At 44.6% G+C, this 26646-nt stretch carries 26 protein-coding genes; 3 read left to right on the top strand and 23 right to left on the bottom strand.

Features of this window, described 5'->3' with window-relative positions; genetic code table 11:
• Positions 1–2: 2 nt before the first annotated feature.
• From ABNE31_RS08925 to ABNE31_RS08890, 8 genes are all read right to left on the bottom strand, one after another.
• The gene (locus ABNE31_RS08925) at positions 3–1757 is read right to left on the bottom strand and encodes a hypothetical protein (protein ID WP_349350955.1); all 1755 of its coding nucleotides are present in this window, start codon (positions 1755–1757) and stop codon (positions 3–5) included.
• Complete coding sequence (locus tag ABNE31_RS08920; protein WP_349350954.1) at positions 1750–3984, bottom strand: tryptophan-rich sensory protein; 2235 nt, start codon at positions 3982–3984, stop codon at positions 1750–1752. Before ABNE31_RS08920 ends, ABNE31_RS08925 begins: the two co-directional genes overlap by 8 nt.
• The gene (locus tag ABNE31_RS08915) at positions 3981–5252 is read right to left on the bottom strand and encodes a BatA domain-containing protein (protein ID WP_349350953.1); all 1272 of its coding nucleotides are present in this window, start codon (positions 5250–5252) and stop codon (positions 3981–3983) included. Before ABNE31_RS08915 ends, ABNE31_RS08920 begins: the two co-directional genes overlap by 4 nt.
• Positions 5253–6152 carry a DUF58 domain-containing protein gene (locus ABNE31_RS08910; RefSeq protein WP_349350952.1) on the bottom strand — a complete coding sequence of 300 codons (900 nt, stop codon included), beginning with the start codon at positions 6150–6152 and terminating at the stop codon, positions 5253–5255. It abuts the gene before it with no gap.
• Positions 6152–7156: a MoxR family ATPase gene (locus tag ABNE31_RS08905; RefSeq protein WP_349350951.1), complete on the bottom strand. Its 1005-nt coding sequence runs from the start codon at positions 7154–7156 to the stop codon at positions 6152–6154. Before ABNE31_RS08905 ends, ABNE31_RS08910 begins: the two co-directional genes overlap by 1 nt.
• A gap of 10 nt (positions 7157–7166) precedes the next feature.
• Complete coding sequence (locus ABNE31_RS08900) at positions 7167–7787, bottom strand: DUF4159 domain-containing protein (protein WP_218847531.1); 621 nt, start codon at positions 7785–7787, stop codon at positions 7167–7169.
• A 91-nt stretch (positions 7788–7878) separates the two neighbouring features.
• The gene (locus ABNE31_RS08895; protein WP_179384728.1) at positions 7879–9195 is read right to left on the bottom strand and encodes a TldD/PmbA family protein; all 1317 of its coding nucleotides are present in this window, start codon (positions 9193–9195) and stop codon (positions 7879–7881) included.
• Between the two features lie 27 nt (positions 9196–9222).
• Entirely contained in the window at positions 9223–10863 is a 1641-nt protein-coding gene (locus ABNE31_RS08890) for a TldD/PmbA family protein (protein WP_179384727.1), read from the bottom strand.
• Positions 10864–11204: 341 nt separating this feature from the next.
• Here ABNE31_RS08890 and cls point away from each other — a divergent pair, with 341 nt between their 5' ends.
• A complete protein-coding gene (cls, locus tag ABNE31_RS08885) occupies positions 11205–12611 on the top strand; it encodes a cardiolipin synthase (protein ID WP_349350950.1) in 1407 nt (468 codons plus the stop codon).
• Here the strand turns inward: cls and ABNE31_RS08880 are convergent.
• From ABNE31_RS08880 to ABNE31_RS08835, 10 genes are all read right to left on the bottom strand, one after another.
• Positions 12606–13613 (bottom strand): 2-hydroxyacid dehydrogenase, encoded by a 1008-nt coding sequence (locus ABNE31_RS08880; protein WP_349350949.1) that lies wholly within the window; start codon positions 13611–13613, stop codon positions 12606–12608. The two genes, cls and ABNE31_RS08880, sit on opposite strands and share 6 nt — an antisense overlap.
• 16 nt (positions 13614–13629) lie before the next feature.
• Complete coding sequence (locus tag ABNE31_RS08875) at positions 13630–13986, bottom strand: hypothetical protein (RefSeq protein WP_349350948.1); 357 nt, start codon at positions 13984–13986, stop codon at positions 13630–13632.
• A 137-nt stretch (positions 13987–14123) separates the two neighbouring features.
• Entirely contained in the window at positions 14124–14564 is a 441-nt protein-coding gene (locus ABNE31_RS08870) for an Hsp20/alpha crystallin family protein (RefSeq protein WP_179384723.1), read from the bottom strand.
• 59 nt (positions 14565–14623) lie between these two features.
• Positions 14624–15028: a hypothetical protein gene (locus ABNE31_RS08865; protein ID WP_179384722.1), complete on the bottom strand. Its 405-nt coding sequence runs from the start codon at positions 15026–15028 to the stop codon at positions 14624–14626.
• 86 nt (positions 15029–15114) lie between these two features.
• Positions 15115–15543, bottom strand: coding sequence for a hypothetical protein (locus ABNE31_RS08860; RefSeq protein ID WP_349350947.1), 429 nt, complete (start codon positions 15541–15543; stop codon positions 15115–15117).
• Positions 15544–15654: 111 nt separating this feature from the next.
• Positions 15655–16470 carry a universal stress protein gene (locus tag ABNE31_RS08855; RefSeq protein WP_349350946.1) on the bottom strand — a complete coding sequence of 272 codons (816 nt, stop codon included), beginning with the start codon at positions 16468–16470 and terminating at the stop codon, positions 15655–15657.
• A 9-nt stretch (positions 16471–16479) separates the two neighbouring features.
• Entirely contained in the window at positions 16480–17322 is an 843-nt protein-coding gene (locus tag ABNE31_RS08850; RefSeq protein WP_349350945.1) for a universal stress protein, read from the bottom strand.
• Between the two features lie 96 nt (positions 17323–17418).
• Entirely contained in the window at positions 17419–18252 is an 834-nt protein-coding gene (locus ABNE31_RS08845; protein ID WP_349350944.1) for a universal stress protein, read from the bottom strand.
• An 88-nt stretch (positions 18253–18340) separates the two neighbouring features.
• Positions 18341–19387 carry a response regulator gene (locus tag ABNE31_RS08840; RefSeq protein ID WP_306014247.1) on the bottom strand — a complete coding sequence of 349 codons (1047 nt, stop codon included), beginning with the start codon at positions 19385–19387 and terminating at the stop codon, positions 18341–18343.
• Positions 19365–20894 (bottom strand): PAS domain S-box protein, encoded by a 1530-nt coding sequence (locus ABNE31_RS08835; protein ID WP_349350943.1) that lies wholly within the window; start codon positions 20892–20894, stop codon positions 19365–19367. Before ABNE31_RS08835 ends, ABNE31_RS08840 begins: the two co-directional genes overlap by 23 nt.
• Positions 20895–20978: 84 nt before the next feature.
• On the opposite strand from ABNE31_RS08835, the gene ABNE31_RS08830 reads away from it, so the two are divergent.
• The gene (locus ABNE31_RS08830) at positions 20979–21386 is read left to right on the top strand and encodes a hypothetical protein (protein ID WP_349350942.1); all 408 of its coding nucleotides are present in this window, start codon (positions 20979–20981) and stop codon (positions 21384–21386) included.
• Here the strand turns inward: ABNE31_RS08830 and ABNE31_RS08825 are convergent, their stop codons facing one another.
• The 3 genes from ABNE31_RS08825 to ABNE31_RS08815 all read right to left on the bottom strand — a co-directional run bounded on the left by ABNE31_RS08825 (position 21387) and on the right by ABNE31_RS08815 (position 23547).
• Positions 21387–22208, bottom strand: coding sequence for a universal stress protein (locus ABNE31_RS08825; RefSeq protein ID WP_349350941.1), 822 nt, complete (start codon positions 22206–22208; stop codon positions 21387–21389). It lies immediately after the preceding gene.
• A gap of 129 nt (positions 22209–22337) precedes the next feature.
• Positions 22338–22628 (bottom strand): chaperone modulator CbpM, encoded by a 291-nt coding sequence (locus ABNE31_RS08820; protein WP_306014244.1) that lies wholly within the window; start codon positions 22626–22628, stop codon positions 22338–22340.
• Positions 22629–22635: 7 nt separating this feature from the next.
• Positions 22636–23547: a J domain-containing protein gene (locus tag ABNE31_RS08815; RefSeq protein ID WP_349350940.1), complete on the bottom strand. Its 912-nt coding sequence runs from the start codon at positions 23545–23547 to the stop codon at positions 22636–22638.
• Positions 23548–23724: 177 nt separating this feature from the next.
• Here ABNE31_RS08815 and upp point away from each other — a divergent pair, with 177 nt between their 5' ends.
• Entirely contained in the window at positions 23725–24378 is a 654-nt protein-coding gene (gene upp, locus ABNE31_RS08810) for a uracil phosphoribosyltransferase (protein ID WP_349350939.1), read from the top strand.
• An 8-nt stretch (positions 24379–24386) separates the two neighbouring features.
• Here the strand turns inward: upp and ABNE31_RS08805 are convergent, their stop codons facing one another.
• Together ABNE31_RS08805 and ABNE31_RS08800 are read right to left on the bottom strand one after the other, a co-directional pair.
• Complete coding sequence (locus ABNE31_RS08805; RefSeq protein ID WP_349350938.1) at positions 24387–25757, bottom strand: MBL fold metallo-hydrolase; 1371 nt, start codon at positions 25755–25757, stop codon at positions 24387–24389.
• 7 nt (positions 25758–25764) lie between these two features.
• A complete protein-coding gene (locus tag ABNE31_RS08800) occupies positions 25765–26607 on the bottom strand; it encodes an ATP cone domain-containing protein (protein ID WP_349350937.1) in 843 nt (280 codons plus the stop codon).
• Between the last annotated feature and the right edge of the window lie 39 nt (positions 26608–26646).

Raw genomic sequence — 26646 nt, 5'->3', positions numbered from 1 at the left:
CTCTACGACACCAATTTGGGCTCCAACCATAGCCAACCCAAACACAAAAGAAGTAAAACGTAAAACCATAGCGGAGAAATAGGTTGCAAGCTCCCATTGGAGGAAGCTGACTTGCCCCTAAAACGGTTGTCCGTTCCAAATTTACGCTTGTTGGCTCGGATGGTATGTGCCGTAGCAACAGACGACCATCGATCTTTATCAAAAACGTAATAGGAAAACACGACCGTACTATCCTTTCCGGACCGAACTTGATTCCAACCTATTTTTCTAGGATATTGGGTGCCTGACCATTTTGACGGAAGACTCGCATCTTGCTGTAACGCAATAGGCCTTCCATCCGAATTCTCCAATTGAGGGTTTTCCTCAAGGGTTCGAATTTTAAACAAAAATGGTTCATCTACCTTTGGGATGGGGGTCAATGCCTCAAAAGCCATTTCGGATTCTTGCGGTTTGGCAATTCCATTGAGTATTTGGGTCCAAATGCTTGCGTAAATCCCTTCATGACCCTCCAACACCAATTGATAGGTGTTTTGCAGCACCGTACTGCCCAATTTCCCTTTTTCCATGGGCACGTAGCCGGCTATTATGGTGGAATCGATTGCTATTGGCTGTTGTCTGACACCTGTTTCAAATTGATAAGGATATGTTGCCAGTGTTACACCTGATTGTTCCAAGGAGATTTCAGTCCTTCCATCGCGTTCAAATCCCAATGGAAAACGATTTTTGGACAATCGGAACATACGCTCATTGGGCTGGACAAAAATTCCGAGACCATTTACACGTGCAGATGCTTCAATGGCTCTTTTTGCAACATTGGAAAGACCTGTGTAAGTATCGGTATCCAGAATCAAAAGGTCGTATTTCTCTAGCTGGTCCATGGTAAATCCATATACTGCTTCGGATGCTCCGTTAAAGTATTCAAATTTGTATTTGCCCTTGGTGAGCTGGGTCCTGACCTGTAGTTCATGGCCGTTCTCCGCCAAAAAGTTTTTGAGGTATTTGGTTTCAAAAGTTGGAAAGGTATTGACCATCAAAATGCGCAATGATGTACCTTTTTCCACATGTATGGGAATTGGCTCTTTTGAAAGTACTTTGCCATCACCATCTTTTTCCCACAGTTGGTACACAAATGTGCCGCTTGCCTTTGTAGTGGCAGACAATCGGACCGTTTGCTGCTCCGCCTTTCCAAAAACTACGGAATCCAATGGATTACCTCCATTATCCGCTAAAATGGCCCAATGTCCTTCGGTTGGTTGGGCATATTGTGCGAACAAGGAAAACTGTTCGCCAAGGGGAATGTTGGTATGATGAGAAATTTTAGTCCATCCCATAAGGGGTTCCGCTCCCAAAAAGGATATGGTGGCATCGTTGAGCTGCCAAAGGTCGTAGGTCTCCAATCCCTGCCCCAACAAGAATAACGAATCAGCTTCCTCCAAAATGGATAAGGTTTTTCCAGGGGAATAATTTTCCATCGGAATCCGCTTGTAGATAGATCGTAAACTGTCCAATTGGGCGGTACGGTATCCTTTGGTCAGAATAATGGCTTTGCCCTTGGTTTCTTCCTGAAAGGTGGCGGGACGCCATATTATCATGGCCAAAGATGCCACGGCCATTAACCCCAACACCGATTTTACCCAAAAACGTTTCCCATTCCGTTGTTCCCATTCCTTCCAAACAAATACCGTCAACAACAATAGCGCGATCAACACCACAGGCCATAAGATGTTTTGGTTCAACAACTGCACTCCATCACTCATACGCCTCCAGTTCCTTTAGGTACAGTTGATTGATTTCATCAGGGTATACCGTTCTTTTGAAAGGGTTATCATCCACTTCGGGCAACACCGACAATAATTTTCGTTGCACTTCCATATAGCTTTCTCTGGTCCTATCCGGAGCCTTTTGTAAATCCCGAAGTCCTTGTAGCACTTTAACATATGTAAGGGGTTCGGCGATGGCTTTTTGGGCCAGTTCATTTCCTGCCTCTTCAAAAAGGGCGGCATCGGTTTCGCTAAAATTTGTTTCACTTTGAATGAGGAGTTCCAAACGATATATGGCTTCACGAGTGGCAGCAAAGGACATTTCGTAATCAAATCCTTCCTCTTTGGTAACGTTGGTAATCCCCTCGATATCACCACTAAGTCGATTCTCCTCCTTGATCGGTGGAGGATCAAAACCGATTCGGTGGACATAGATTCGGGCACTGTTCTTAATGTCCTGAATAATCTCCAAGGCATCGTATTGATAGGGCAAGGATTTTTCCGGCTCATACAATCTGAGGTACAATTCCGCATCCCACATTATGGTCAAGGCATCCCGAAGCTTCGCTTTGAGGGATTTTTCAAAAAGTGTGGATGCTTCAGGGTCACCATGGTCGTGCACGTATTCGTGCAAAGGGTCTTCTTTCTCTTCCTCGGTGCCATGATCGTGATCGTCTTCCACCACCAGGTTGTGCTCGTTATCGCTGTCATGTTTGTGGCTATATGCATCCAGCAGGTCCTCTTCCCCACCCTCGTGGTCGTGGTCATGGTCTGCCTCACCGGCTTCAGGCGATACTTGCCCAGGGGCGGATTGCATTTCGGTCTCGTCGCCCATAAATTGTCCGTACTTTAAGCGCAATTGTTTTTGATCAAAACCAAGTTCGTTGCTCCTGAACTTGAAATCTTTTTCGGAAATTTTACCACGTTCGGAAATCAGTTTTTCAGTATCAATTATGAGTTGGCGCTGACTCCTAAAATAATCGGGCATCAAGTCCACTCCCAAGTTTCCTTCCACCGCAAACATATCCGTGACCGTATCCCGAATCACCGCAAAGTAGGTTTCGCTACGCGCCACATTGGGTGTTGGTGATTTTTGGTCCAGGGCCTCCACATAAAAATAGAGTTCATCCCCCGGGTCCATGTTGAGGGCATTCAAATCCAGTTGTTGTCGCAATTGCACCAACTTACCTCCTTTTGGGATAGTTTGATCAAAGCGAACGGACTCCTCCCTAAACTTTACGGACTCTCCCGAACCCTTACTGACCGTGGCGATGATGTAGGCATCCTCAACTCCAAAATCATCGGAAATATTAGCATTGAACATCAACCGCTTATCGTCCTCAAACTCAAAATAGCTGTAATAGTCCAATCCCTCCAGCTGTACCAAGGGTGGTTCGTCGCTGACCATTTCCATGGAATACAGGTCGCTTACATAATCGTTTGCGTCACCATCGGTAAAAGTGAAGCTATAAAAGCCCGAAGCTTCCAAGGGCTTGGTCAATCGGTATTGGTTTTGCACTTTGACAAAATCAAAATGCTCTCCCATCAGGTCCATTTGAACCTTTTGTACTTCGACATCAAATTCGAGATGCCATGTGATCCTGGAACCTTGCACCGCTTTGATGTTGGGTAAAGAAGTCTGTATGGTTGGTTTTTTGGTATAGGATGGGTATTGAACGGTCACTTTCGTATCGGTGAGCTCAGGGATTTTGATGGATGATGATAAACTATCCTTCGGAGCGAAAGTAATAACGTCCTGATTGGATGAACCATTACTCGAAAATGGATTCAAGGATGTCCAGAGGGTATTGGCCATCAGTCCGATAAGCACCAGTCCGAACATGACCAATGCCGCCTTGAATAGTTTTTGAGGTGGCCGTGTCTTGGGTAAAACAGGTTCTAACTGGGCGGAAACGCGGTACTGCTGTAATTTTGATAGGTCTGAAAGCTCTTGGGCAGACACCAATAATAGTCCACTGCTATATCCAGCCTGTGGCAAGTGGGCATCAATATAGTTGACAGCCCTTGCTTCATTTATTTTCCAAGGTCTTTTGATCCATACGGAAACAACCAGGGCCACCAAAAGGCTTAGGATACCATATCCCATGTTGTGGGTAAACAGGTACATCATCCCTCCAAAACCAACGGCATATAACAGTGCCTCGGCATACAGCAATTGTTGCCAACGTTTCTGAAACTGTTTTATGTGGGCTGCTCCGTTCACTGTTTTCTATACTTTGAAATCAATCGTTCTGCCAGCATCAATCCCGCCACTAGACCAAATACCCAAAGTGAAATATCCACTAAAGTGGCGCGTTCCCTTTTTCGTTTGGGCGCCACATAATTGGGCTTTAAAGAGGCTTCTTCCATCTGACGTCTGTCCATATTTTTGGCAAGACTTTCAACCTCCTTGTTCACGCCCAAAATACCCAACAATTGTTCCGTGAATCGCTGCTCCACCGTATTCTTGGGATTTAAACGGGAGGTTAAATGAAAAATGTTTTTTGTAGGTCCGGGCTCGATCAACTGTTTTGCCATCACGTCCGGTTTCAGAATCAACCATTTCCCTTCGCTTGTTGTCAAGGACTTTTCACTCAACCATACCTGTAAATCGGTACTTTCGCTTGAGCTGTCCTTCATAACTTTGATAGGCTGCCCCAAATAGGCGGACAATGCACGAAAAGAGGCTTCAAGGTACTTTTCTTCCCTTTCAAAACCCTCATCCACTTGCAGATTGATTAGAAGGGTATCCATTTTATGTAGCGGAACGATGGTATTTGCTCCTTCTCCAAGTTGCAAACTATCTCCTGCCCTTGTTAGTTGGTATCCATCTTTAATCATTTCCTTATTGATGCGGGTTCTCATGCTATTGCTGGAAATCGAAACAAGTTGAACAGCCTCGGTGTTTTTGAGGGCAATGAGGGGACGGTCAAGAATTTCCTCACCTTCGGTGACTACCCATTGGATGTTCTTTTGAGTGTTCGGTCGTTTGGATTTGATGCCCTTGGCCAATGCTTTAGTGAATACGACCAAACTATCCGAACGCAAGGAATCCAATCGTTGTGCCAATTGCCAATAGTTGGGAGTCTCCTGTTCCGCTCGGTAATCCGTATCCAAATCCCATTCCGGAAATCCGTTGGCAAACAACCTTACGGAGGCATCTTCTTGTAAACTATCCAAAATGGTGGCCAAAGTGGGCTCGTTGGCCAGCGAAGGCTCCACCAAATAGGTAACCTGTTGTTGATTGCCCTTGGTACGCCATTGTGGGCAAGCCATCAACAGTACGATAAGTGCCAAAATCAGCATACGTAACAGCAGGAGCAACCATTCGTTCAATTGAATGCTGCTGGATTGGCGTGAATTTGATTCGTCCAACAACTGAACACTTCCGATTTTGATGGTCTTTGCCTCCTTTTTGCTCCACAAATGAATGGCCAAAGGGACCAAAAGTCCCAAAAGTGCCCAGAGATATGTTGGATTCGCAAAAACCATTTACACCAACCGAATTCGTTCCTTTAAAAATAATTGGAGGGCATCACCCAAATCATCATCCATCCGAAACAGATGATAATGTACCCCTTGTGAGAGCAATTGCTCCTTGGTTTGCCCTATTTTGTTGTCCAATGCCTTCAAATACCCAGCTTTGGCCTTGTTTACATCTACCTTGACCTTGGTTCCGGTTTCCAAGTCTTCAAAAGTGACGGATTTTTTGTAATCGAAATCCATTTCCGCACCTGTCATAATTTGAATTACCACGACCTCGTTGTGTGCGGTTTTCAGGTTCTTTACAAAATCGGAGAGCTCGGAAACATCTTCGTACATATCGGTCAGGAAGAAAACAAGTTCCTTTTCGCCCCGATTATGGATTTTTCTTGAGGCAATTGAAAACTGCGGCCACTTTCCTTTGGTGGAAATCTTCAACAGCTCCAACAATAATCTGTTAAAGTGTTTTCTGTCCGCTTTGGGATAAATGCTTACAAAATCATCTTCGTTAAGGGCAAAGAGTCCCACGGAATCACCTTGCTTTTGTGCCAAATGGGAAAGACAGGCGATCATGACGCGCGCAAATTCCAGTTTGGAAATGCCGTTCTCCTCGTGTGCCATGGAATCACTGGCATCCACGATAAACTTAACGGCTACATGGCTATCCACTTCGGACTGTTTGATGTAATATCGTCCCGATCTGGCCAACATTTTCCAATCGAGCAATCGTAGGTCATCACCGGGTTCATAACCCCGATATTGACTGAACTCCATGCCAGGACCCACGCTCTTGCTACGGTGCAGACCGGAGGTAAAACCTTCCACCACAATACGCGAAATCAGGCTGAGGCCCGATACCGTATTGATCACATCCGGTTTTAAAAGGTCGTGGTAGTCCCTTGTTGCCATTAGTTATCCTTAACTTGAACGGTTTTAAGTATTTCCTGGGTCACCGTATCCGAAGTGGTACCTTCTGCCTCTGCCCTAAAATTGACCAGTACCCTGTGTCTCAACACGGGTAAGGCAACGGTTTGTAGGTCCTCCAGAGTTACGGCCAATTTTCCATTTAAGAGGGCATTGGCCTTGGCGGTCAAGATCATGGCCTGACCTGCGCGCGGACCTGCACCCCAATCCACCCATTTTTTTACGTAGTCGACTGATGTGGTGTCGGGCCGGGTGGCGCGTATCACATCGCTCACATATTGAATCAGACCATCGCTGATGGAGACTTCCCGCACCAACTGTTGTAATCGGATGATGTCCTCTCCTGACAACACCTTGTTCAATTGTGCCTTTTTGGTTCCGGTGGTTGCCTTTAAAATCTCGGTTTCTTCTTTATCCGTCGGGTAGCCAATTTTAATGTATAACAGAAACCTATCTTGTTGTGCCTCTGGCAATACAAAGGTCCCTGATTGCTCAATCGGGTTTTGGGTGGCCAAAATGAAAAACGGCCTGTCCAGTTTATAGGTTTTATCGCCGTAGGTCACCTCAAACTCCTGCATGGCCTCCAAAAGTGCTGCCTGCGTTTTGGGAGGGGTCCTGTTGATCTCATCCGCCAATATGATATTGGAAAAGATAGGGCCTTTATTAAACTTGAAGAATTTTTTGCCCGTACTGTGGTCTTCCTCCAGTATCTCGGTACCGATAATATCGGATGGCATCAAATCCGGGGTAAACTGAATCCTTTTGAATTTTAGGTCAATCGCATCCGAAAGGGTCCGTATCATCAAGGTCTTTGCCAATCCCGGAACACCTTCCAGCAAGGCATGTCCACCTGCCAAAAAGGTAATCAACAGCTGTGAAACGGTCTCTTCCTGACCAATGATCACCTTCCCAATCTCCTGCTTCAGGGCCGATAATTTTTCGGAAAGCCCCTCCACTTCGTTTGCAATTTGTTGTAGTTCTTTGTTCAAATCAATAGTGTTAAGAAGTTAATGCGTACAGCACGATGTTGACCCCGAAACGGGTGTTGTCGATTTTGTACCATCGTTTGTTTCTAAAATCGTAATCCCATTCGCATCCATAATCCTTGTTGCTGTAGAGCACGCCTATGCGTCCGTTGATGACGATGGCCTTGAGGTATTCGTGCACCAAATCATCTCCCCATCCGTTCAATTCTTGGGAAGTGGTAGGTGGACCATCATCAAACTCAAAAAAAATGGTGTAGATTTCGTGATCGTTGGGAATTTTTTTCAATTCGCCAGCCCCAAAAATTTCTTCCATTTGGCGTTCAAAGGATTTAGCAAAAAGACCGTCAATATCGTGGTTGCAGTCATCTGCAAAGACAAAACCGCCGTTGCGGACGTACTTTTCAAAATTTTCCCTTTCCTTTTTGGTGAACTGCACCAGTTTATGGCCGGAGATATAACAAAACGGGCTTTTAAAGATATCGTCACTGGCCAACGGGATGATTTTTTCCTGTGTATCTACCTTAAGTGTAGTGTATTCAACCAAGGAATTCAGCAAATTGGAGGGCATACGCTGATCCACATCCCAATCTCCTGATTCATACTGCAAGCGTGTGAAAAAAAATTCGTTATCCAATGCCATTTGGGTCGTAGGCTAAAATCTTTGCCAAAATAAAAAACTGGCGGTCGATACCAAGTCGACCACCAGTCTGTTGTGTGTATTATGCTTATACCGCGTCGGAAAGACTGGTGAACGTAAAGTCGCGAATCTTCATGTAAGGTATCAGGTTACCGTTTACACGAACCTGTTGCCCGAGCGATTCCAAATTGTTCAACATAATGATTGGACTCTCATTGAACCTGAAGTTTTTTACAGGGAATTTGATCTGTCCATTTTCAATGTAGAACGTTCCGTCCCGGGTCAAACCAGTATATAGCAAGGTTTGTGGGTCTACACTTCGGATATACCAAAAGCGTGTCACCAAAATACCCTTTTTGGTTCCTTTGATCATGTCTTCCAAACTTTCGTCGCCGCCTTCCATAATTGCATTGCTTGGGAAGGGCACGGGCTCAACACCCTTTTGCTCTGCCCAGTAACGGTCATAGGCCAAGTTTTTGACCACCCCGTTCTCGATCCAACTGGTTTTCTTCAAAGGCTGTCCCGCTCCGTTCCATGTGGAGGTAGGCACATCGGGATGTAAGGGATCGGACCAAAGATTCACTCTTTCGTCCACAATCTTTTGTCCCAATTTATTGCCACCGTCCTTAGCGGACATAAAGCTTCTTCCTTCATCGGCAGACCTTGCATTGAAAGAACCAAACATATTACGCAAAAGATCTGCGGATGCGGCCGGTTCCAAGATCACAGTGTACTTACCGGGCTCTATGGCACGCGCCTCTCGGGACATCACTGCCTTGTCTATTGCTATTTTTGATGCTTCGGCAGCGTCAAACTTGTCAATATCGTTATAATCGCGGGTCACCCAACCGGAACCTGTACCGTCATTGGTACGCATGGTCACCGTAAAATCCACGTTGGTGGATTGGTTGTAGGCAAACAGTCCATTGGAATTGATCATGGCCGAAAATTGGGCCGAATCATCCAAAAAGCCTGCTGCAGTTACATCTTTTGCAGCGGCGGGAACAATACTGCTATTGGCCACCTCAGCTCGGTACTCCGGAGTGATGTTGGCAGTCGATTCCTTGTATGTGATAGCCTCATCGTATGTTTGTGGTCCCAAGGGCGGCATAAACTCAGGGTTTTCGGGAGATAATTGCGCGAGCTCCTCTGCCCTTCTGACCACTTTTTCCAAGGATGCATCGTCAAATTCATCGATGGTTGCCGTTCCCACCTTTTTGCCAAAGCTGGATTGTACCACCAAGCTTTGGTTGGATTGATATCCTGCCGTGGACACGGTGTTTCGTGCGTAACGAATGTTTCCGCTGTTCCTTCCACTCAGGTTTATTTCGCAGGCATCGGCCTTGGAAAAGCTCAATGCCTTTTCCAAAATCTTTTTTGCTTCTTCTCTAGTATATATAGCCATTGTCTTAGTATTTAATTTGAATAAACCTTAAATGGTCCTACCTGTATTGATTACATTGATTCCGTTAAATCTGGAAGTGGAGCTTCCGTGGGAAACGGCACTGACTTGGGAGGGTTGCCCCTTACCATCAAAGAAGGAACCGAACAATCGGTAGTCGTCTTTGTCACAGATTTTTGCACAGGAATTCCAAAATTCTTGGGTATTGGATTGGTAGGCCACATCTTCCAGCATACCGGCTATCTCACCATTCTTGATTTCGTAGAACAAGGTTCCTCCAAATTGGAAGTTATAACGCTGTTGATCGATGGAATACGAACCACGGCCCAAAATGTAGATTCCTTTGTCTACATCCTTGATCATGTCCTGCAACGAGTACTTTTCGGTACCGGGTTCCAAGGAAACATTGGGCATACGCTGGAACTGCACATCTTCCCAACTCTGGGCGTAGCAGCAACCATGTGATTCATTTTGGTCAATCATGTGGACTTGGTCACGGATCGCTTGGTAGTTCACCAATGTTCCGTTACGAATCAAATCCCATTTTTTGGTCTTCACGCCTTCATCATCATAACCTACCGCACCTAAAGATCCTACCTGGGTCTTATCGGCCACAATGTTTACGATATCGCTTCCGTAGTTAAAGTCCTTGGATTCCCATTTATCCAAGGTGGCAAAACTGGTTCCCGCATAATTCGCTTCGTATCCAAGCACACGGTCGAGTTCCAGTGGGTGACCTACTGATTCGTGGATGGTCAAACCAAGGTGATTAGGTTCCAACACCAGGTCGTATTTACCAGCTTCAACAGATTTTGCAGAAAGCTTTTGCTTGGCCTGTTGTGCGGCCATGGTGGCATCTTCCACAATATCGTAGCTTCTATTGTAAAGCTTGATTCCCTCGGGACCGGACAATTTTTCGGATTCCAATCCATCCATATACTCATAACCCATTCCCATAGGGGCGCTCAAGGCCTGACGGCTCTTGAATTTACCCGCCTGACGGTCAATGGCCGTCACGTTAAAGGTCGGCCAGATACGGTGTACGTCTTGGTCAATGTACGACCCATCGGTAGAGGCAAAATATTTTTGCTCGTTCACCATAAAGAGGGCAGAGTTCACAAAGTTGGCCCCATTTTCCATGGCAGCGGCATTGGCACTCAACAAAAGGTCCACTTTTTCGGAAATAGGTACTTCTTTAAAGTCCTTTTGGATAGGTGTTTTCCACGAAACCTCGCCATGCCCTTGCACAGGCGCTAAGACCACGGGTTCTTTTTGGATTTTAGAATTGGCCTTGGCAATCGCTACGGCCTGTTGGGTTGCATTTTTGATCCCATCCTCGGTGACATCGTTGGTAGAAGCGAATCCCCAGGTGCCATTGGCAATCACACGGATTCCGATTCCAAAGGATTCGGTGTTCACTACGTTCTGTACTTTATCTTCCCTGGTAAAGACATATTGGTTCAGGTATCTTCCTATCCTTGCATCGGCATAGGTGGCTCCCATGGACTTTGCCGTGTTAAGGGCAACATCGGCCATTTTCTTTTTGAGTACGGTATCCATCCCTGGTTCGAGCAGTGCTTCCGCGGGAATATTGTTTCCCATAAGAAGCGAGGGCATCATCATGGCCCCTGCACCCATACCAGCGTACTGTACAAAATCTCTTCGTTTCATATGTTAGTTATTTGATTTATTCTGAGTTGATAAAAGGTGGGTATGTATGTAAAATAATCCATTCAAATCCATGGGTCTTAAAATTAAGGAGTGCTCTTGTAGCTTTATGTTAATTTTAACCTAAAATCCAAAAGCAGACGCCTTTTTCATCTTTGTGAGTGGCTGGACCGCATTTTTTGGTATCAATTTTTACAGATTTGTTACACTTTTTGTCCACATAATTTGAAAGGCATGAATCAATCAGTGATATTTTAACATTCCTATGATTGACCAGCCCAATTTTATTGGCAAAATACTTTTACTACCTTGTCAATGTATTTCAAACAGCTCAATACCAACGGATGCTCATTCCCATTCTTATCGGCCTCTACATATTGATTGCCCTGATCATGGTAGTAAGCCTGTTATTGAACGGGGTCAGGCCCAGCAAAACCTTGGCTTGGTTACTGGCCATTTTTACCATTCCGGTGGCAGGGATTCTTCTTTACCTTTTATTTGGCAGGAACAGGAGAAAAAGTAAAATGTTTTCCCTCAAAAATGAGTTTGGCCCGTTGGAACAATCGGAAGAGATCCATTGTGACCCTAAACTATCCATAAACAAGCACAAAATCACTTCCTTGATTACCAAAACGGCCAAATGCCCAGTTACCTGCCACAACGACTTGGAGCTTTTAAAAGATGGGCAACAAACTTTTGAGCACATCTTCCATGCCCTCGAAGAAGCCCAAGACCACATCCACTTGCAGTATTATATTTTTGAGGATGGACTGTTGGCGGATAGGCTTTTGGATGTCTTTGAACGTAAAGTGAATGAAAATGTGACCGTTCGATTACTATATGATGGTATAGGCAGTTATTCGCTAAGCAAAAAATACCTGAAAAAATTAAACGAAATAGGTGTGGAAACGGCCCAATTCCTCCCTTTTAAATTTGGCAGGTTCTTGGCTTCATTGAATTACAGGAACCATCGAAAAATCATTATAATCGACAACAAAATCGGCTTTACGGGAGGTATCAACATTTCGGATAAATACCTAAAGGGTGACCCTGCCTTAGGCAAATGGCACGATACCCACTTGAAGATCGAGGGCGAGGCAGTAGATTTTTTAAATCGATTGTTTGTGACCGACTGGTTTCTGGCGAGCGAGAAAAAGGTAGATGTTTCTACCTTCAACATTCATAAAACCTTGGAACGCGATACTTCCCTACAAATTGTGCCCAGCGGTCCGGATGATGATTTTGATGTGATGGAACAGGTGTATTTTTCCATCATCAACAGTGCGGAGAAATATCTTTACATCGTTAACCCCTATATTATCCCTAACCATGCCATTTTACAGGCCTTAATGACCGCAGCGCTCAGCGGTGTGGATGTTCGGATATTGATGTCGACCAGCACCGATATCAAACTGGTGGATTGGTGCGTAAGGGCGTATTTTGAATCCTATCTAAAGGCAGGAATCAAAATTTATCTCTACGCTGATGGTTTTCTGCACAGCAAAGTAATGCTCTGTGACGATGAAATCGCCAGCATTGGAACGGCCAATCTGGATAATCGGAGCCTTCAACAAAATTATGAGGCCCAGGTCTTTGTGTACGATGCACCCCTTTGTCAACAGATGAAATCGGATTTTTTAAAAGATTGTGAACGATCCTTGCTGTTGGATGATTACGAAGCACATAAAAACCGGCCTTGGACCAAAAAGTTGATCGAAGGCTTTGCCAAGCTATTGAGCCCACTCCTATAACATAATGGTTTCAAAACCAAGCTCGTTGGTATTGGTTTTCCCTTCCTCCCAACAATCCAAGTTGTGGATGGTAGTCTCAGCAATACGAACAAGGGCTTCCTTGGTAGCAAAGGCTTGGTGAGGGGTCAGCAGCACATTGGGCAGGGCAATCAGCTCTTTCAGCTGTTCGTCAGTAATGCCATTCTTGCTATGGTCCTTAAAGAAGATGCCCCTTTCGTGCTCATATACATCGGTTGCATAGCCACCAAGCCTACCGTTTTTGAGTGCTGCCAGTACATCCTCTGTTTTTATAATGCCCCCACGAGCTGTATTGATCAATATGGCACCTGGCTTCATGGCCATGAGAAGCGTTGTATTAAAAATATGATGGGTATTGTAATTTAGCGGAGTATTAATGCTTACGATATCCGACTTCCTGCAGAGTTCTTCCAAAGGAAGGTATTCCACTTCGTAATGATTTTCCAAATAGTGATTGCGCTCCAGGTCGTGGGCTACGACCTTACATCCGAAAGCATGGAATATTTTCACCAAAATGGAACCGATCCGTCCCGTTCCGAAGATACCCACTGTCTTTCCGTTCAGGTCGGAGCCTATAAGATTGTCCAACGTAAAATTAAAGACCCTTACCTGAGTGTTGGCCTGAACCAACTTGCGGTCCAAAGCCAGCAAAAGGCCTACGGCATGTTCGGCAATGGCATGTGGCGAATACTCTGGGGCATAGGCCACCTTCAACCCGATGCGCTTGGCCGATTTTACGCTGACATTGTTGTAGCCCGTGGATCGCAGGGTGATGTACTTTACGCCAAGGTCATGGAGAATTTCGAGTACCACAAGGCTGGCATCATCGTTGGAGAAGATACACACGGCATCATATCCTGCCGCTATAACCGCCGTTGTGGTATCCAAGGCTTCTGGAACAAACCTTATTTTATGCTTTCCATTGTTCGCTTTCTCCAAGTTCTTTATTTCAAAATCCTTGGCACTGTACACCAGTACTTTCATCCTTTTAAGAGCTATATTAATTCAATAATCGTTTTTGTCTTCTGCGCTTCATTACCTGGGATACGATATCGAAAATCTTGTTTTTTGCATCACGGTACCGTACAAAGTAATCCGATACTTCCTTGGCAAGGTCGTTGTGCGTATCCAGATAAGCGGCCTCCATTTTCTCTTGGTTGACCTCATCTACCATAATTTGGAGCTGGTTTTCGTGCAGCTGCACCTTTTTGAAGAGTTCCACCAAATCCCTTTCGCAGATGTTCAACGCATCCACAATGGGCTGTATGGTTTTGAACATGTCGGAGTCGATGATGTCCAAGGTATAGTCCTTGATCATGCTGTTCAGGAATTTTTGCTCGTCCCGGGCAAATTTCATCTCGGAACACCATTGTTGGTCTCTTCGTGCAGCTCATCTGCACTGAACCATTCCCGATATTGTCGTTTGTTCGATTTTGTTTCCATCACTGAATTACATTTTGCGGCAGACGGAAACCATCTGCCGCTGGTTTTTAACTATGCCACTTCAATCACCTTTTTTTGGTTGTTTTTGGCCGCTTCCATTTTATGGACCTTAAGGGTAAGGATACCGTTTTGGTACACCGCCTTAACATCTTTGGAGCGATCTACGGTGGGTGGCAGTTGTAAACTTCTGGTAAATGCATTGTAGTTGAACTCCCTTCGGGTAAAGTTCTCTTCCTCTTCGGTCTTCTCTTTACGCTTTTGGGCCGAAACCTCCAATACATCATCTTTCATAGTAATCTTGAAATCTTTCTTTTCAAATCCCGGTGCGGCAAACTCAATTTCAAAATCATCTTTGTGTTCCTTGACATTCATGGATGGATGGGTTTTCTCCAAATTGAAAAAATCATCATCCACAAATGCATCCCGACTGAAAAAATCAATCAGTCTTTCGTTCCATGGAAATCGCTTTCCGTCCAATTTTACCAATGACATAACTAGTTGATTTAACAGATTAAATAATTGCTTGACTCTCCGATATGGTCAACGCCACATCAGTACAAGGGCTTCTTTTTCTTGAGTATGGCCCCAGCATAATCGTACACCTCTTTTTTCAAATTGATGTAAGTCTCAATATACCGGTCCACTCTATTCTTGAGGCTTAAGTGTTTTTCGTAGTAATGGCCATCGCACTCATCTTGCGTGCATTCAAAGATGCCGCCCAGTCCATTTTCATGATTTTTGATGAATTCCGATAACGAACAGCGTTCGGCCTTGGAACTATCGAAGTGTTGTTTGAAGTTTTCCAAACGTTCGAACAATTTGGGAGTCCGTGGCTCAAATACATAGGAATCGAGTAGTCTTTGAATAAAAGCCATCTCATCCGCTATAAACTGCAGATAGGATTTCCATGTCTGTAATTCTCCATGCATTACCGCTATTTGTCTCTCCCTCTTCATCGTTACGGCAGTTACATTAAATTTGGATTGAATGTAGTACAAACTAGCTAGCTATGAAATGACCTAAATCATGTTCCGGGGCAATCTTAATCGCCTTCGGGATATCGGTCATCCATTCCAAAAGAGCGTTTTACCAATGCTTTAAACTGGTTTTCGGTCATACTATCGGCTGTCTCCGTCAATTTGATTTTGCCGGCTAGGGCCGAGTGTCTAGATTTTAAGGCATCCGTAAACTTATCAGGAGTTTCGGCAGGGCCAAAAATGGCAAGTTCATCGGCATCGGAAACCTTTTTGGCAAGCGTATCAAAATACTTTTTTAACTGATGTTTTTCCCTTTCCAAATACTTGCTGTCCTGCACTACGTCCTGTGGTCCCCATTTGGTCTTGGATCGTGCCCCGCCTTTGGGGTTGAAAAAATCCAATTCCGAAGGAATAGTGAACATACTTTCCTTCCCATTGTTCAATACCACAACGTTGGCTTCCTGCTTGTCCAACCAAATTCCTATTTGCTTCATAGTTTCATCAATTTTTCAATTATCATTTTCTTTCGGATGGCTCCTTCGCTTTCCATCCCTTTTAACCCATTATATAATAAGCAAGGTCAGAAAACTGCCCTATGATTTTCGTCAGTTGGACGTATCGGGCAGGATCAAAAAGGGAATCTTCAATTTTGTATTGAGCTCTTTGATGATTCCCTTTCCTATAAATTCCAAAAAGAAATGATGGGGATAGTACACCATGCAAAGCATATCAATGCTCCATAGGTCCACAAATTCCAATATGGTGTTTACCTTGCCCTCGAACACCGGGAGTTTGACCTCTTTGGATGCGCTCTCGGAAATGGCCTCCAAAAAATCCGCCCTATTTTGCTTTGAGGCGTCGTTCCCTTTATCGTCTTCGATAGTCATGGGAACAATGACACTATCCAGTAACGCACTAAAAAACTGAAGTGCACTAACGCTTTCTGCGTGAATAGGCCTCACATAATTTGATGCAAAAGCCATCTTATCGACCCTTTTAAAATCAATTTCCAAGGGGATGATGAGTACTGGGCAATGGGCAATCTCCCGCACCAATTGCATGGCATTGTTCCCAAAAAGAATGTCTTTTACTTCTTCCTTTGCCTTGTTGCCGATGACTGTAAGATCCATATCGTTTTCCTTGGCATAATCAGCAATGCCTTTGGCCATATCGGAGCACAGGGAAACCTTTTTCCACGAATGCTTGTTGTTTTTGCCCACATCACGAATGAGCCGGTGCTGCAGGGCATCCAAGTTTTTGGTGGATTCCAATTTTGAGCTTTCCAAATCGGAACTTCCCTCGGTACCGCAAACGTGTACGATATGAAATTCGCTATCGGTATCGGCGAACAACCGGGCTGCATAATAAATCGCATTATAGGAGTTGTTCGAAAAATCGGTGGGTGCTAAAATGTGTAACATGGCAACGGATTAAGGGTTTAACGGTAATACCAAAAAAGGCACTTTGCTGTGCAAACCAATATTTCTGATGGTAGGCGCTATAAAGAGGCGCTCCAAAAACGTATGCTTGTTCCTGACCATGGCCAACATGTCCACAGACACCGTATCCTGAAAATCGTTGATGGCGGCAATCAAATCTTGGTCGGGCATATCATAAAATTGATGGTTCCGTTCCAAAAGGCGACCTTCCAGATAGCCCTTATTATCCATTTGGCTCTCATCAAGGCCTTCGGGAGAGCTTATGTGCAAAACGTGCAATTTGGCACGGGACAGTTTCAAAAGCTGGAGTACCGTTTCCAAATTGGCCTTTTTAAATTCCACTTCGTAATCGGTGGGAAACAACATATTTTGGAGCGGACGGTATTCGAATTCAGCGGGAACGGCCAATACCGGAACCGATGATTTCTGGATTACTTGTACTGTGTTCGAACCAAATAGAATTTCTTTGGCTCCTGTGGCTCCTTGGGTGCCCATCACAATAAAATCGATATCCTCTTTTTGGGAAACCGATTCCAGTTCCTCCGCCAAGGAGTTGAAGGCGGCATGGGTAACAAAGCTGTGCCGGGATACGGGCAATAGTGACTTTATCTTCTTTTTGGTACGTTCCAAGGCTTCCTCTGCCTTGTTCCTTTCGTCATCGGGCAGGCCCAATTGTCCTGGACTGCCCAAGGCATAGTCTACCCTATACACCGGAGGGGTATAGGCATGTACCAAGTAGAAGGTACAAGTGGCGTGTTCCAATAGCTTTACTGCATAGGTAATGGCATGAAAAGCATTTTCCGAAAAATCAGTGGGCAAAAGTACTTTGATCATGGTTCTCGATTTTTGGTTCCTACAGTATCAAAGCTACCCGTTCCGTTGCTGATTATCTATGATTTACATCAGATTGGACGATTTTTTTCCAATGTACTATTCGTGGATTACATAGAATGGAATCTTGGTGTGAAAACTGATTTGCTCCACAATGGAATCGAACAGGATCTGTTGGATAAAATTCAGGTTCTTGGCCACCATGAACATCATGTCGATTTCCCGGCTCTCCACAAAACACTGAATGGCCGACTTTACCTTTTTGTTGGTTATGGTATGAAAGCTGTGGCTCTCTGGAAAGGTTTCCTTCATAAAATCCAAAAGGTATTCCTTGTTGTTCTTTTGTTCCTCGTTCAGATGGTCGCCTGCCTGCAGTGCATGCATAATTCGAAACTTTGACTTGCCCAATTGCACCATTTCAATCATGGGCCGAAGCATTTTTAACGAGTAGAAGATGTTCAAATCGGTTGGGAAGGCAATTTCGCGGGGTTTGGAAAGTTCAACTTGCTCAGGAACCACAAGGGTATTGCACTGCACCTTGGTAATCACATCCCCGGTATTGGTGCCGATCACTTTTTCCTTGATACCCGATGCCCCTTTGGTACCCATGACAATTAGATCAATGTTTTGTTCGTCCAAATGTTTTTTGATCGTTGGGATAAAAAAACCGTACTCGTGCAATGAAAAAAAGAAATGATTGGCCTCGGTACTATGTGCCCTGGTATCTTTTACCAAATCGGCAAGTTTTCTTTTTGTATTCTCGGAATCCCCATCGCCATACTGCATGGTTTCAGCATCGTTCTTGGTGTCCAGAAGGGTACCGACATATAGGATATAAAAGTTACATTCTTCGGAATCGAACAGCATTTGGGCATACTTTAGCGCCCGAACAGAATTCTCCGAAAAATCGGTTGGGACCAGAATATTCTTCATCTGTCATGAATTGATGGCGCAATATGGACATTCGCAAAAAATAATGGAATGATAAATATCACTTACGCCCCATCATGACCGATTTTTTTCAATTTACACGTGCCAATGCCTCCCTGTCGATTACTGAAATAGTGCGGTTTTCTATAGCGATGAGTCCTTCGTTCTTAAAATCGGAAAGTGTACGGATAAGGCTTTCGGTGGCAATCCCGGCCACACCCGCCAAGTCGCTACGGGCTATTTTAAGGGCGCCGTCCTTATCCCTATTAATGGCCTTGGAAAAGAGCAAAAGGGTCTGGGCCGTTTTCTTCCTTACAGAACTGTAGGCCATTTGCAACAATTGCTTTTTGATGTCGGTCAGGTTTCCGGTTATCACATCCATCAATTCCAAGGTCACACTCCTGTTGTCTTCCAAAATGCCCTTTACTTTTTCCTTGGAAATTCCTGCAAGTTCCACATCTTCCATGGCTATGGTGTATTCTTGATAAGGCAGGTGATCGGTTAGGGAGGTAAAGCCCAAAAAATCATCTGCCGAATAAATTGAGGTGATCAATTCCTTTCCCTCTTCATCCAAACTGCAACTTTTCACCACCCCTTTCAGGATAAGATATACCATATTGGAGTGGTCACCTTTATTGTAGATGGTCTCGTCCTTTTTGTAGGACAACAATTCCCCGTGGTCATCAAAAAAATTCTTCAATTCGTTCAGGGAACGGATTTCGTCTTCTTTTGCCTGTTTAGGGTGTTCCTGGAGCACGGTGTTCATCTGTTTGGCCTTCTCCAATCGACATTCGATGGCAGACAGCAGTTCCTCCTCCTCAAAAGGTTTGGTCAAATAATCGTCCGCACCTAGGTTCATTCCTCGGCGAACATCCTGTTTTTCTGTTTTGGCGGAAACAAAAATGAACGGAATTTGCCGTGTACTTTCATGGGAGGACAGTTCCTCAAGGACACCATACCCATCCAGTTCGGGCATCATAATATCACAGAGTACCAAATCGGGAACCTCCTTTTTGGCCATGTCCACAGCTATGAGCCCATTGGATGCCGTACAAACTTCAAAACCGGACAATTCCAACAGTTCGGCCACATTTTCGCGTAGCGAGGTGTCATCTTCAACCAGTAAGATCTTTTTCATTTTCCTTGTTATTTATTGGTATGTGAAGAGTGAAGGTCGAGCCTCGCCCAAGTTCACTCTTAAAAGTTACGTTAGCATTGAGGTTGTGCATATGTTGCCGGACCGTGTTGAGTCCGATACCAGTGCCCTGTACCGTAAGCACGTTGGTGGCCCTAAAATATCGATCAAATATAAAGGGTTGGTCCTCCTCTGGAACCCCAAGACCCTGATCCACCACATCAATTTTTAATTGTTCCCGTTCTTGGTGTACCTTTAGCTCGATATCGCTGTCCTCAGGAGAATATTTTATGGCATTATGGACCAGATTGGAAAGTGCCAACCCCATGATCTTTTCATCAAACTCGATAACTATACCATCGATATTCTGGGGATATTGTATGCGTTGACCCTCTTTGAGCAGGGTATTGGCATCGTAAACCACCTCATTGATCAATTTGCTTAACGGAAATGAAGTCAAGGCGTAATTTACTTTGCCAGAATCCAAACGTTCAATGGATAGGAAATCGGTCAAAATATTATCGAGGTACCGCACCTTGGACTTAATGGTAGCGATATGCTTATCGCGTTTGTCCTGCTGTTCCGTGGTGGTATATTTGGTCAATAGGGAGGTAGAGGTAAGTATGCTGGACAAGGGTGTCTTGAACTCGTGTGAAACCAAGGAAAGGAACTTTGTCTTGAGCTCGTTTAACTTTTTTTCTGCCTTCAATGCTTCCCGTAATTGCTCCGTACGCTCCTCGACGGTGTTTTCCAGTTGTTGGGTATAGTTTTTACGTTCGGTGATATCCAACACTATCGCTACACCCACCCTTCGCTTTTCAATATAGGACAATTGCAAGTGCACCTCCACAGGATAGTGGGTCCCATCCTTTCGCCGATGAACGGACTCAAAAATGACCTTCTCCCTTCGTTTTGCGATAAGTGGAGACAGTAACCGCTGCATTACTTCTGCAGATACTTCGGGTTTGATATCCATTACCGACATGTTGGTAAGCTCTTGGATAGAATAGCCCAAATTGCGCTGTGCCCCTTGGTTTACATTGATAAAAATGAAGGATTCAGCATCAAAAACGTAAATTTCGTTCAGCGACTCGTCGAAAATCTGAAACCAATAATCAATGGTCTGCTCCGCTTTCTTTTTCTCGGTGATATCCATGATCAAGGCCAGCACATATTGCTGTTCCTTCATCTTAAAAGGGTTTAGGCTGATTTCCAAAGGAAATTCCTCCCCGTCTTTACGGATACCCACCAAATCCAGTCCTTTTCCCATCTGCCTCGCCTTGCCCTCGCCCATAAAACGATGGGCCAATTGCCCGTGTTTGTGCTTGATGCGCTTGGGAATAAGGATGTCCAGAGGCTGGCCCAGAAGTTCGCCTTCATTATAGTTGAACATTTTGTTGGCCGCCTTGTTACTGGCCGTTATCTGTTGCTGGGCATTGACAATAAGGATGCCTTCGGAGATGACCTCCGAAAACATGCCCAATACGTTACTTTCTTCGAACTTTTCCAAAACTTAGACTAAAAATACTGATTTTGGTCATGCTTCCCTACCGAATAGATCGGTATATTTAAACTTGGACTAAAAATTAAGAAAATGTTGGAATCTGATAAAAATCTACAGAACGAATTGTATCAAAATTTAGGAAAATTGTTCTACGCCATTGCCATGGCGGACCACAGTGTTCACATGAAAGAGATGGAAAAACTCAATGAGGTGGTGCGCGACCATTGGTTGGAAGTAGATGACGCTGAGGATGAGTACGGCACGGATGCCGCCTTCCAGATTGTTTCCGTGTTTGACTGGCTATTGGAATACACCAAGGACAGTGAAGAGATATACGAGGAATTTGAGGCCTTTTATACAGACCATAAAATCCTGTTTACCAAAGAGATCAAGGATTTGGCCATGTCCACTTCACGGGCCATTGCCTCGGCCTTTGCCGGAAGCAACAAATCGGAGCTCATTCTTTTGGGACGATTGCAATTGCTTTTTGACAATTGATCATATCCTTATGGTCATCACAGGAATTTTTGCATGGTTGGAGACCGTTTCGGCCAAACTACCGACGATGAAACGGGCCAATCCTTTTCGACCATGGGTAGGAATGACCAATAGATCGGCATTTTTTTCAAAACAATATTGAAGTATGCCCTTCTCCACCGAATTATGGTCGTAAAAGTTAATGTTAACGTCCTTTCCCAATTCCTGCTTAAAGGCCTCCAAGCGTTGCGTCACATCGTCACGACCCATAAAATTGGCGCCAGCGCTGTGCACATAGACCATTTCCAAAGAAGCTCCGTTGCTTTCGGCAAATTGTTTCGCCTTCTTGTAAACGGAAATGTTCTCCAAATCAAGGTCACAGGCCATCACAATGCGTTGCAAATGGAACGCTTCCGGTTTTGACTTGATGACCATAACAGGTAGGTCGGAAGAGCGTACCACTTTTTCGGTATTGGAACCCACAAAAAGTTCCCGAATACCACTAGCGCCATGTGAGCCCATAACGATCAAATCACAATCTTGTTCCTGGGCCACCTTATTCACCTCCTCAAAATCCTTATAGTTTTGGATAATGGCATTCACAGCGATACCTTTAAGGTATTTCTGTCCGGTCAACTCCTTGATCTTATCCTTGGCCAGTTTCAAAAAATATTTAGCCTCCGCCTCTTCCGCAAGTTCGGAATTCGCCAATACGGAATCGGACATACCGATCATATGAAGCAAAACAATGCCACTCCCATGCTGCTTCGCCAATTTGGAAGCAACCTCAAGGGCGTATTTGGAAAAATCTGAAAAATCGACGGGTACCAATATTTTTTTCATCGCATCACCTTTTGGAAACACAATAACTTATGCAATAGTTATGTGGATTATATTTCATTTTTTGTCTTCCCTTAAAGGTAATCTGCTAATTTTCATATTCCTATGACGATGGTCATACGGACATCCCCATCATTTTAATGCATCCAATTTACGTTTCAGGGCAGCGACTTCTTCTTGCAGACTTTCCACTTGTCCCAAAAGATGATGTATGGCCTGTATCCCTTCGGGATTGATATCGAGCTCGTTGTGCAAACGCACCATTTTTTCCAATACAGGAAGCTCTTCCACATGAAGCATTCTTTTGTCGGGTTTATCTTTTACTTGTAAAATCTCATACTCGTACATGGAGTACACAAAAGATTCCCCTACCCCGTGAAGCTCACAAAAGGTCTCTATGGATATGTAGTTTTCTTTTTTCATGTCTTTTTTATTTTAGATTGGTTTTCTCCAATGCCTCAAAAAGCTCCTTTTGCTCTGCGGTCAAATTTTTAGGGACTTTTACTTGGTAGGTCAAATACAGGTCACCGAATTGCCCCTCCTTTTTATACTTGGGAAAACCCTTTCCTTTCAGTTTGACTTGGGTACCATTGTCTGTTCCGGGCGCTACTTTCAATTTTACCTTGCCCGTTAAGGTCTCCACTTGGATTTCACCGCCCAAAACAGCTTTTGTCAAAGGAAGTTCCACTGTCTTGTAAAGGTTGGCTCCGTCTCTCCTAAAATCGGTGTTGTTGACAATGGAAAAGGTAATGTAGAGGTCACCTGCAGGACCGCCCTCTACTCCTGGGCCTCCATGACCTGCTATTTTGATGGTCTGGCCATCCTCGATTCCCGCTGGAATGGTCAAGCGGATATTCTTGCCATTTACGGTAAGGGTCTGCTTTTGCGTCGTATACACATCCATAAGGGACAATTTCAGCTCTGCATTGTAGTCTTGTCCCCTAAATCGGACGCGTTGTCCCCTGCCACCAAAACCGGCCGACCTGCCCCCGAACATGGATTCAAAAAAATCGGAAAAATCCTGTGCCGAACCGCCAGAACTATAGGTATATCCCCCATAATCCCCTTGGTTCGCCTGCTGCGACCTCGCACGTTTTGCTTTTTCAAACTCCTCCGCATGCTGCCAGTCCTTACCGTATTCATCATATTTTTTCCGCTTATCCGGGTCTGATAGTACCTCATTGGCTTCGTTCACCCTTTTAAAGTTCTTTTCGGCCTCTACATCATTAGGGTTCAAGTCCGGATGGTACTTTCGGGCCAGTTTGCGGTATGCCTTTTTAATCTCTTCGGTAGATGCCTTTTTATCTACCCCCAAAACCTTGTAATAATCAATAAAGTCCATAGTACGCTATTAGATTCAAGCTTTTTGATGCTCTAAGTCCTCCTATCAAATTTCGCCAAAATTTCACTTTTTCGCCAATGATCTTTATCAGTTAACCCACTGTTCTCTATCCATTCCCCTCGCATTTTCATATGTAACGGACAAGGTTTACCTTTAGGTGGATTCAATTGCCATACTATGATCGTTCACCAATTCGACCAAGCCCATTCCATTCTCAATACCTTCATCGCCGAAATCAGGGACGTTACAATACAAAAAGACCCTATGCGGTTTCGACGCAATATTGAACGCATTGGTGAGATTTTGGCCTATGAACTGAGTAAGAGCCTAGATTATTCACAAAAAGAGGTGACCACTCCCCTAGACACCAAATCGTCTTTCTTGTGTTCGGACCAATTGGTGCTCTGTTCCGTGCTTCGCGCCGGGCTGCCCTTGCACCATGGCATTTTGAGTTATTTTGATGGGGCCGAAAACGCATTTATCTCCGCATATCGACATCATCCGAACAATGATGATGCCTTTGAAGTGATTGTAAAATATTTTGCTGCACCTTCCTTGGATGGAAAAATATTGGTACTTACCGACCCCATGTTGGCCACGGGAAAGACCTTGGAAAATGTACTCGATGCCTTAAAGAGCCATGGAACGCCAAAACAAATCCATATCATATCGGTCATTGGGTCCAAAGATGGCTTGGCCAAAGTACAGGACGTTTTCCCTGAGGATACCCACCTTTGGATCGCTGCGGTGGATGAGGGATTGACCAGCAAGGGATACATTGTCCCCGGTCTTGGGGATGCAGGTGACCTCAGCTATGGTATGAAGCTGTAACGCTTCTTTTAAAGCATAATCTCAACCATTTCGTGGAGTTTCGGAATATGACAGTCCCAGCCGTATGCTTGGTGAATCCTATCCTTATAAATGGTCATGGCCGAAGCTTCGCCATGGACCAAAAACACCTTTTCTGGAACGTTTTTTATGCTACCCATCCACGCCAACAGTTCCGATTGGTCCGCATGGGCCGACAAGCTTTCCAAATGGTGGACCTTGGCTTTGATTGGAATGTAGTTTCCGTAGATTTTTAATTCGGTTGCTCCTTCCAATAGCTTTCTCCCCCGTGTTTCCTCTGCTTGGAAACCAACCAGTAAAATAGTGGTGGACTCCTTATCGGCCAATTGTTTGATGTAGGTGAGCACCCGACCCCCAGTGACCATACCGCTGCCCGCAATCACTATTTTGGGCCTTGGATCATCAATGGTTTCCCAGGTTTCCGCGTAAGAGCTCACCACATTTATATGACGATACATATTTCGGTACTCCGAAGACGAAAGTTTATGCCACTCCGGAAATTGTCTGAACACCTCCAACACATTGTTTCCCATGGGACTGTCCACAAAAATGGGAATGTTGGGAATCCGGTTTTTCTGGTACAATGTCCACAATTGGTACATGAGGGATTGCAGTCGTTCCACGGCAAAGGAAGGTATGATGAGGGTTCCTTTTTGATAAAGCGTCTGCTCTATCAAATCCGTTAGTATGCCCTCCACATCCTCTTCGGGGTGCAGTCTATCCCCATAAGTGCTTTCCACGAACAAGTAATCCGCCCATTCGGGTTTTTTGGGCGGGTTGAGCAATGGGTCCTCTTGTCGTCCTACATCTCCAGAGAACACGAACAACTTTCCGTATAGGCTTAATTCCAAATAGCAAGAGCCAATGATATGTCCATTGTACAAAAACCTAACGGAACATTGATCTGACAGGTCGATGGGTTCCCCTTCGTCCACCTGTTCAAAAAGTTTAAGGGTGAGGCCAACATCCGTTTTGGTATACAAGGGAAGCGCAGGGTCGTGCTTGCTGTAGGCTTCTTCATTTGCCTTTTTGGCTTCCTCCTCTTGAATTTTGGCACTGTCCTCCAATATGATCCGTGCAATTTCCAAAGTAGGTGCTGTTCCCAGTATCTTTCCCTTAAAACCTTGACGGACCAAAAGGGGCAAATAGCCGCAATGGTCCAAATGTCCGTGAGTTAACAATACATAATCCATTTCGGAGGGGTCTACGGGCAAGGGCTTCCAGTTTTGCTGGCGCAGTTCCTTTACGCCTTGAAACAGACCACAATCCACCAAAACCTTGATATCCTCTGAGTACAGATAAAATTTGGAACCGGTAACGGTTCCCGATGCGCCCAAAAAATGTACTTGTACTGTTTTCATCTATTGGCTAGAGATTACACAAGGATTTCATTTCTTTCAGAATCCGTTGCTTTCGTCCGTTGGAAACACCTAAGTGATCCAGTAAGAATCCATTTTTGACCAATTCACGACAAAGGACAACATCCCGTTCCAACAAAAAGTGTTTCTCTCGATTGGAAAGTAACGTGGAAACGGTAATCGGATATAGCCGAAGCCTATCAATCCGTTCCTTAAGACCGTCACCGTGAGGATAGTCCCAGCTCAACAGATACAGTCCAGCACACTTTCCATACTCAAAAGCATCCTGGCTGAACCGCGTGTTGGTGACCACCCAACCTTTGGTTGTGGTAAATGTCTTATCCCTTTTACTTTCCAAGGGCGTCTTTACATCATTATATCTGGAGTTGATATAGAGCGGAACCTTCACATTGCATTTGAGCCCGTCATCACTGTGGAATTTGCACTCGATTACATTTAGGATGTTATTTTTTGTGGCCAGAACATCGATTTCGTGGGACACACAGGTACCCTGAACGATTTCCCCGACCTTCGTTTCAAAACCGGAATAATGTAGAATCCCGCTAATGAATTTTTCAAAAGGAAAACCCGTGGGCCCAAGTTCATAAATGGCCTTTTTTAATTTGTATTTGGAAGCGTAAACCGACTCTTTTTTCTTCAATAGGGAAAAAGCACGGTTGTAGATTTCCTTTGTGGTAATGCCGTGATAGAGTTCATCCTGTACTTTTTGTACAATTTCTTCCACCATATCATTGGATGCGCCGCTGAACTGCAATGAGTTTTTCAACTTCTCCATGGAAAAATCTACCTTTTCCCCAGTTGATTTGGTGATATGAAACTGCTTGGTCGGCATACCACTAAAATACGCAACCTTTTTATTTCAGATCGGAGA

It is taken from the genome of Flagellimonas sp. MMG031 (assembly GCF_040112705.1).
GTDB lineage: Bacteria > Bacteroidota > Bacteroidia > Flavobacteriales > Flavobacteriaceae > Flagellimonas.
This window is presented reverse-complemented; position numbering and strand designations above follow the sequence as displayed.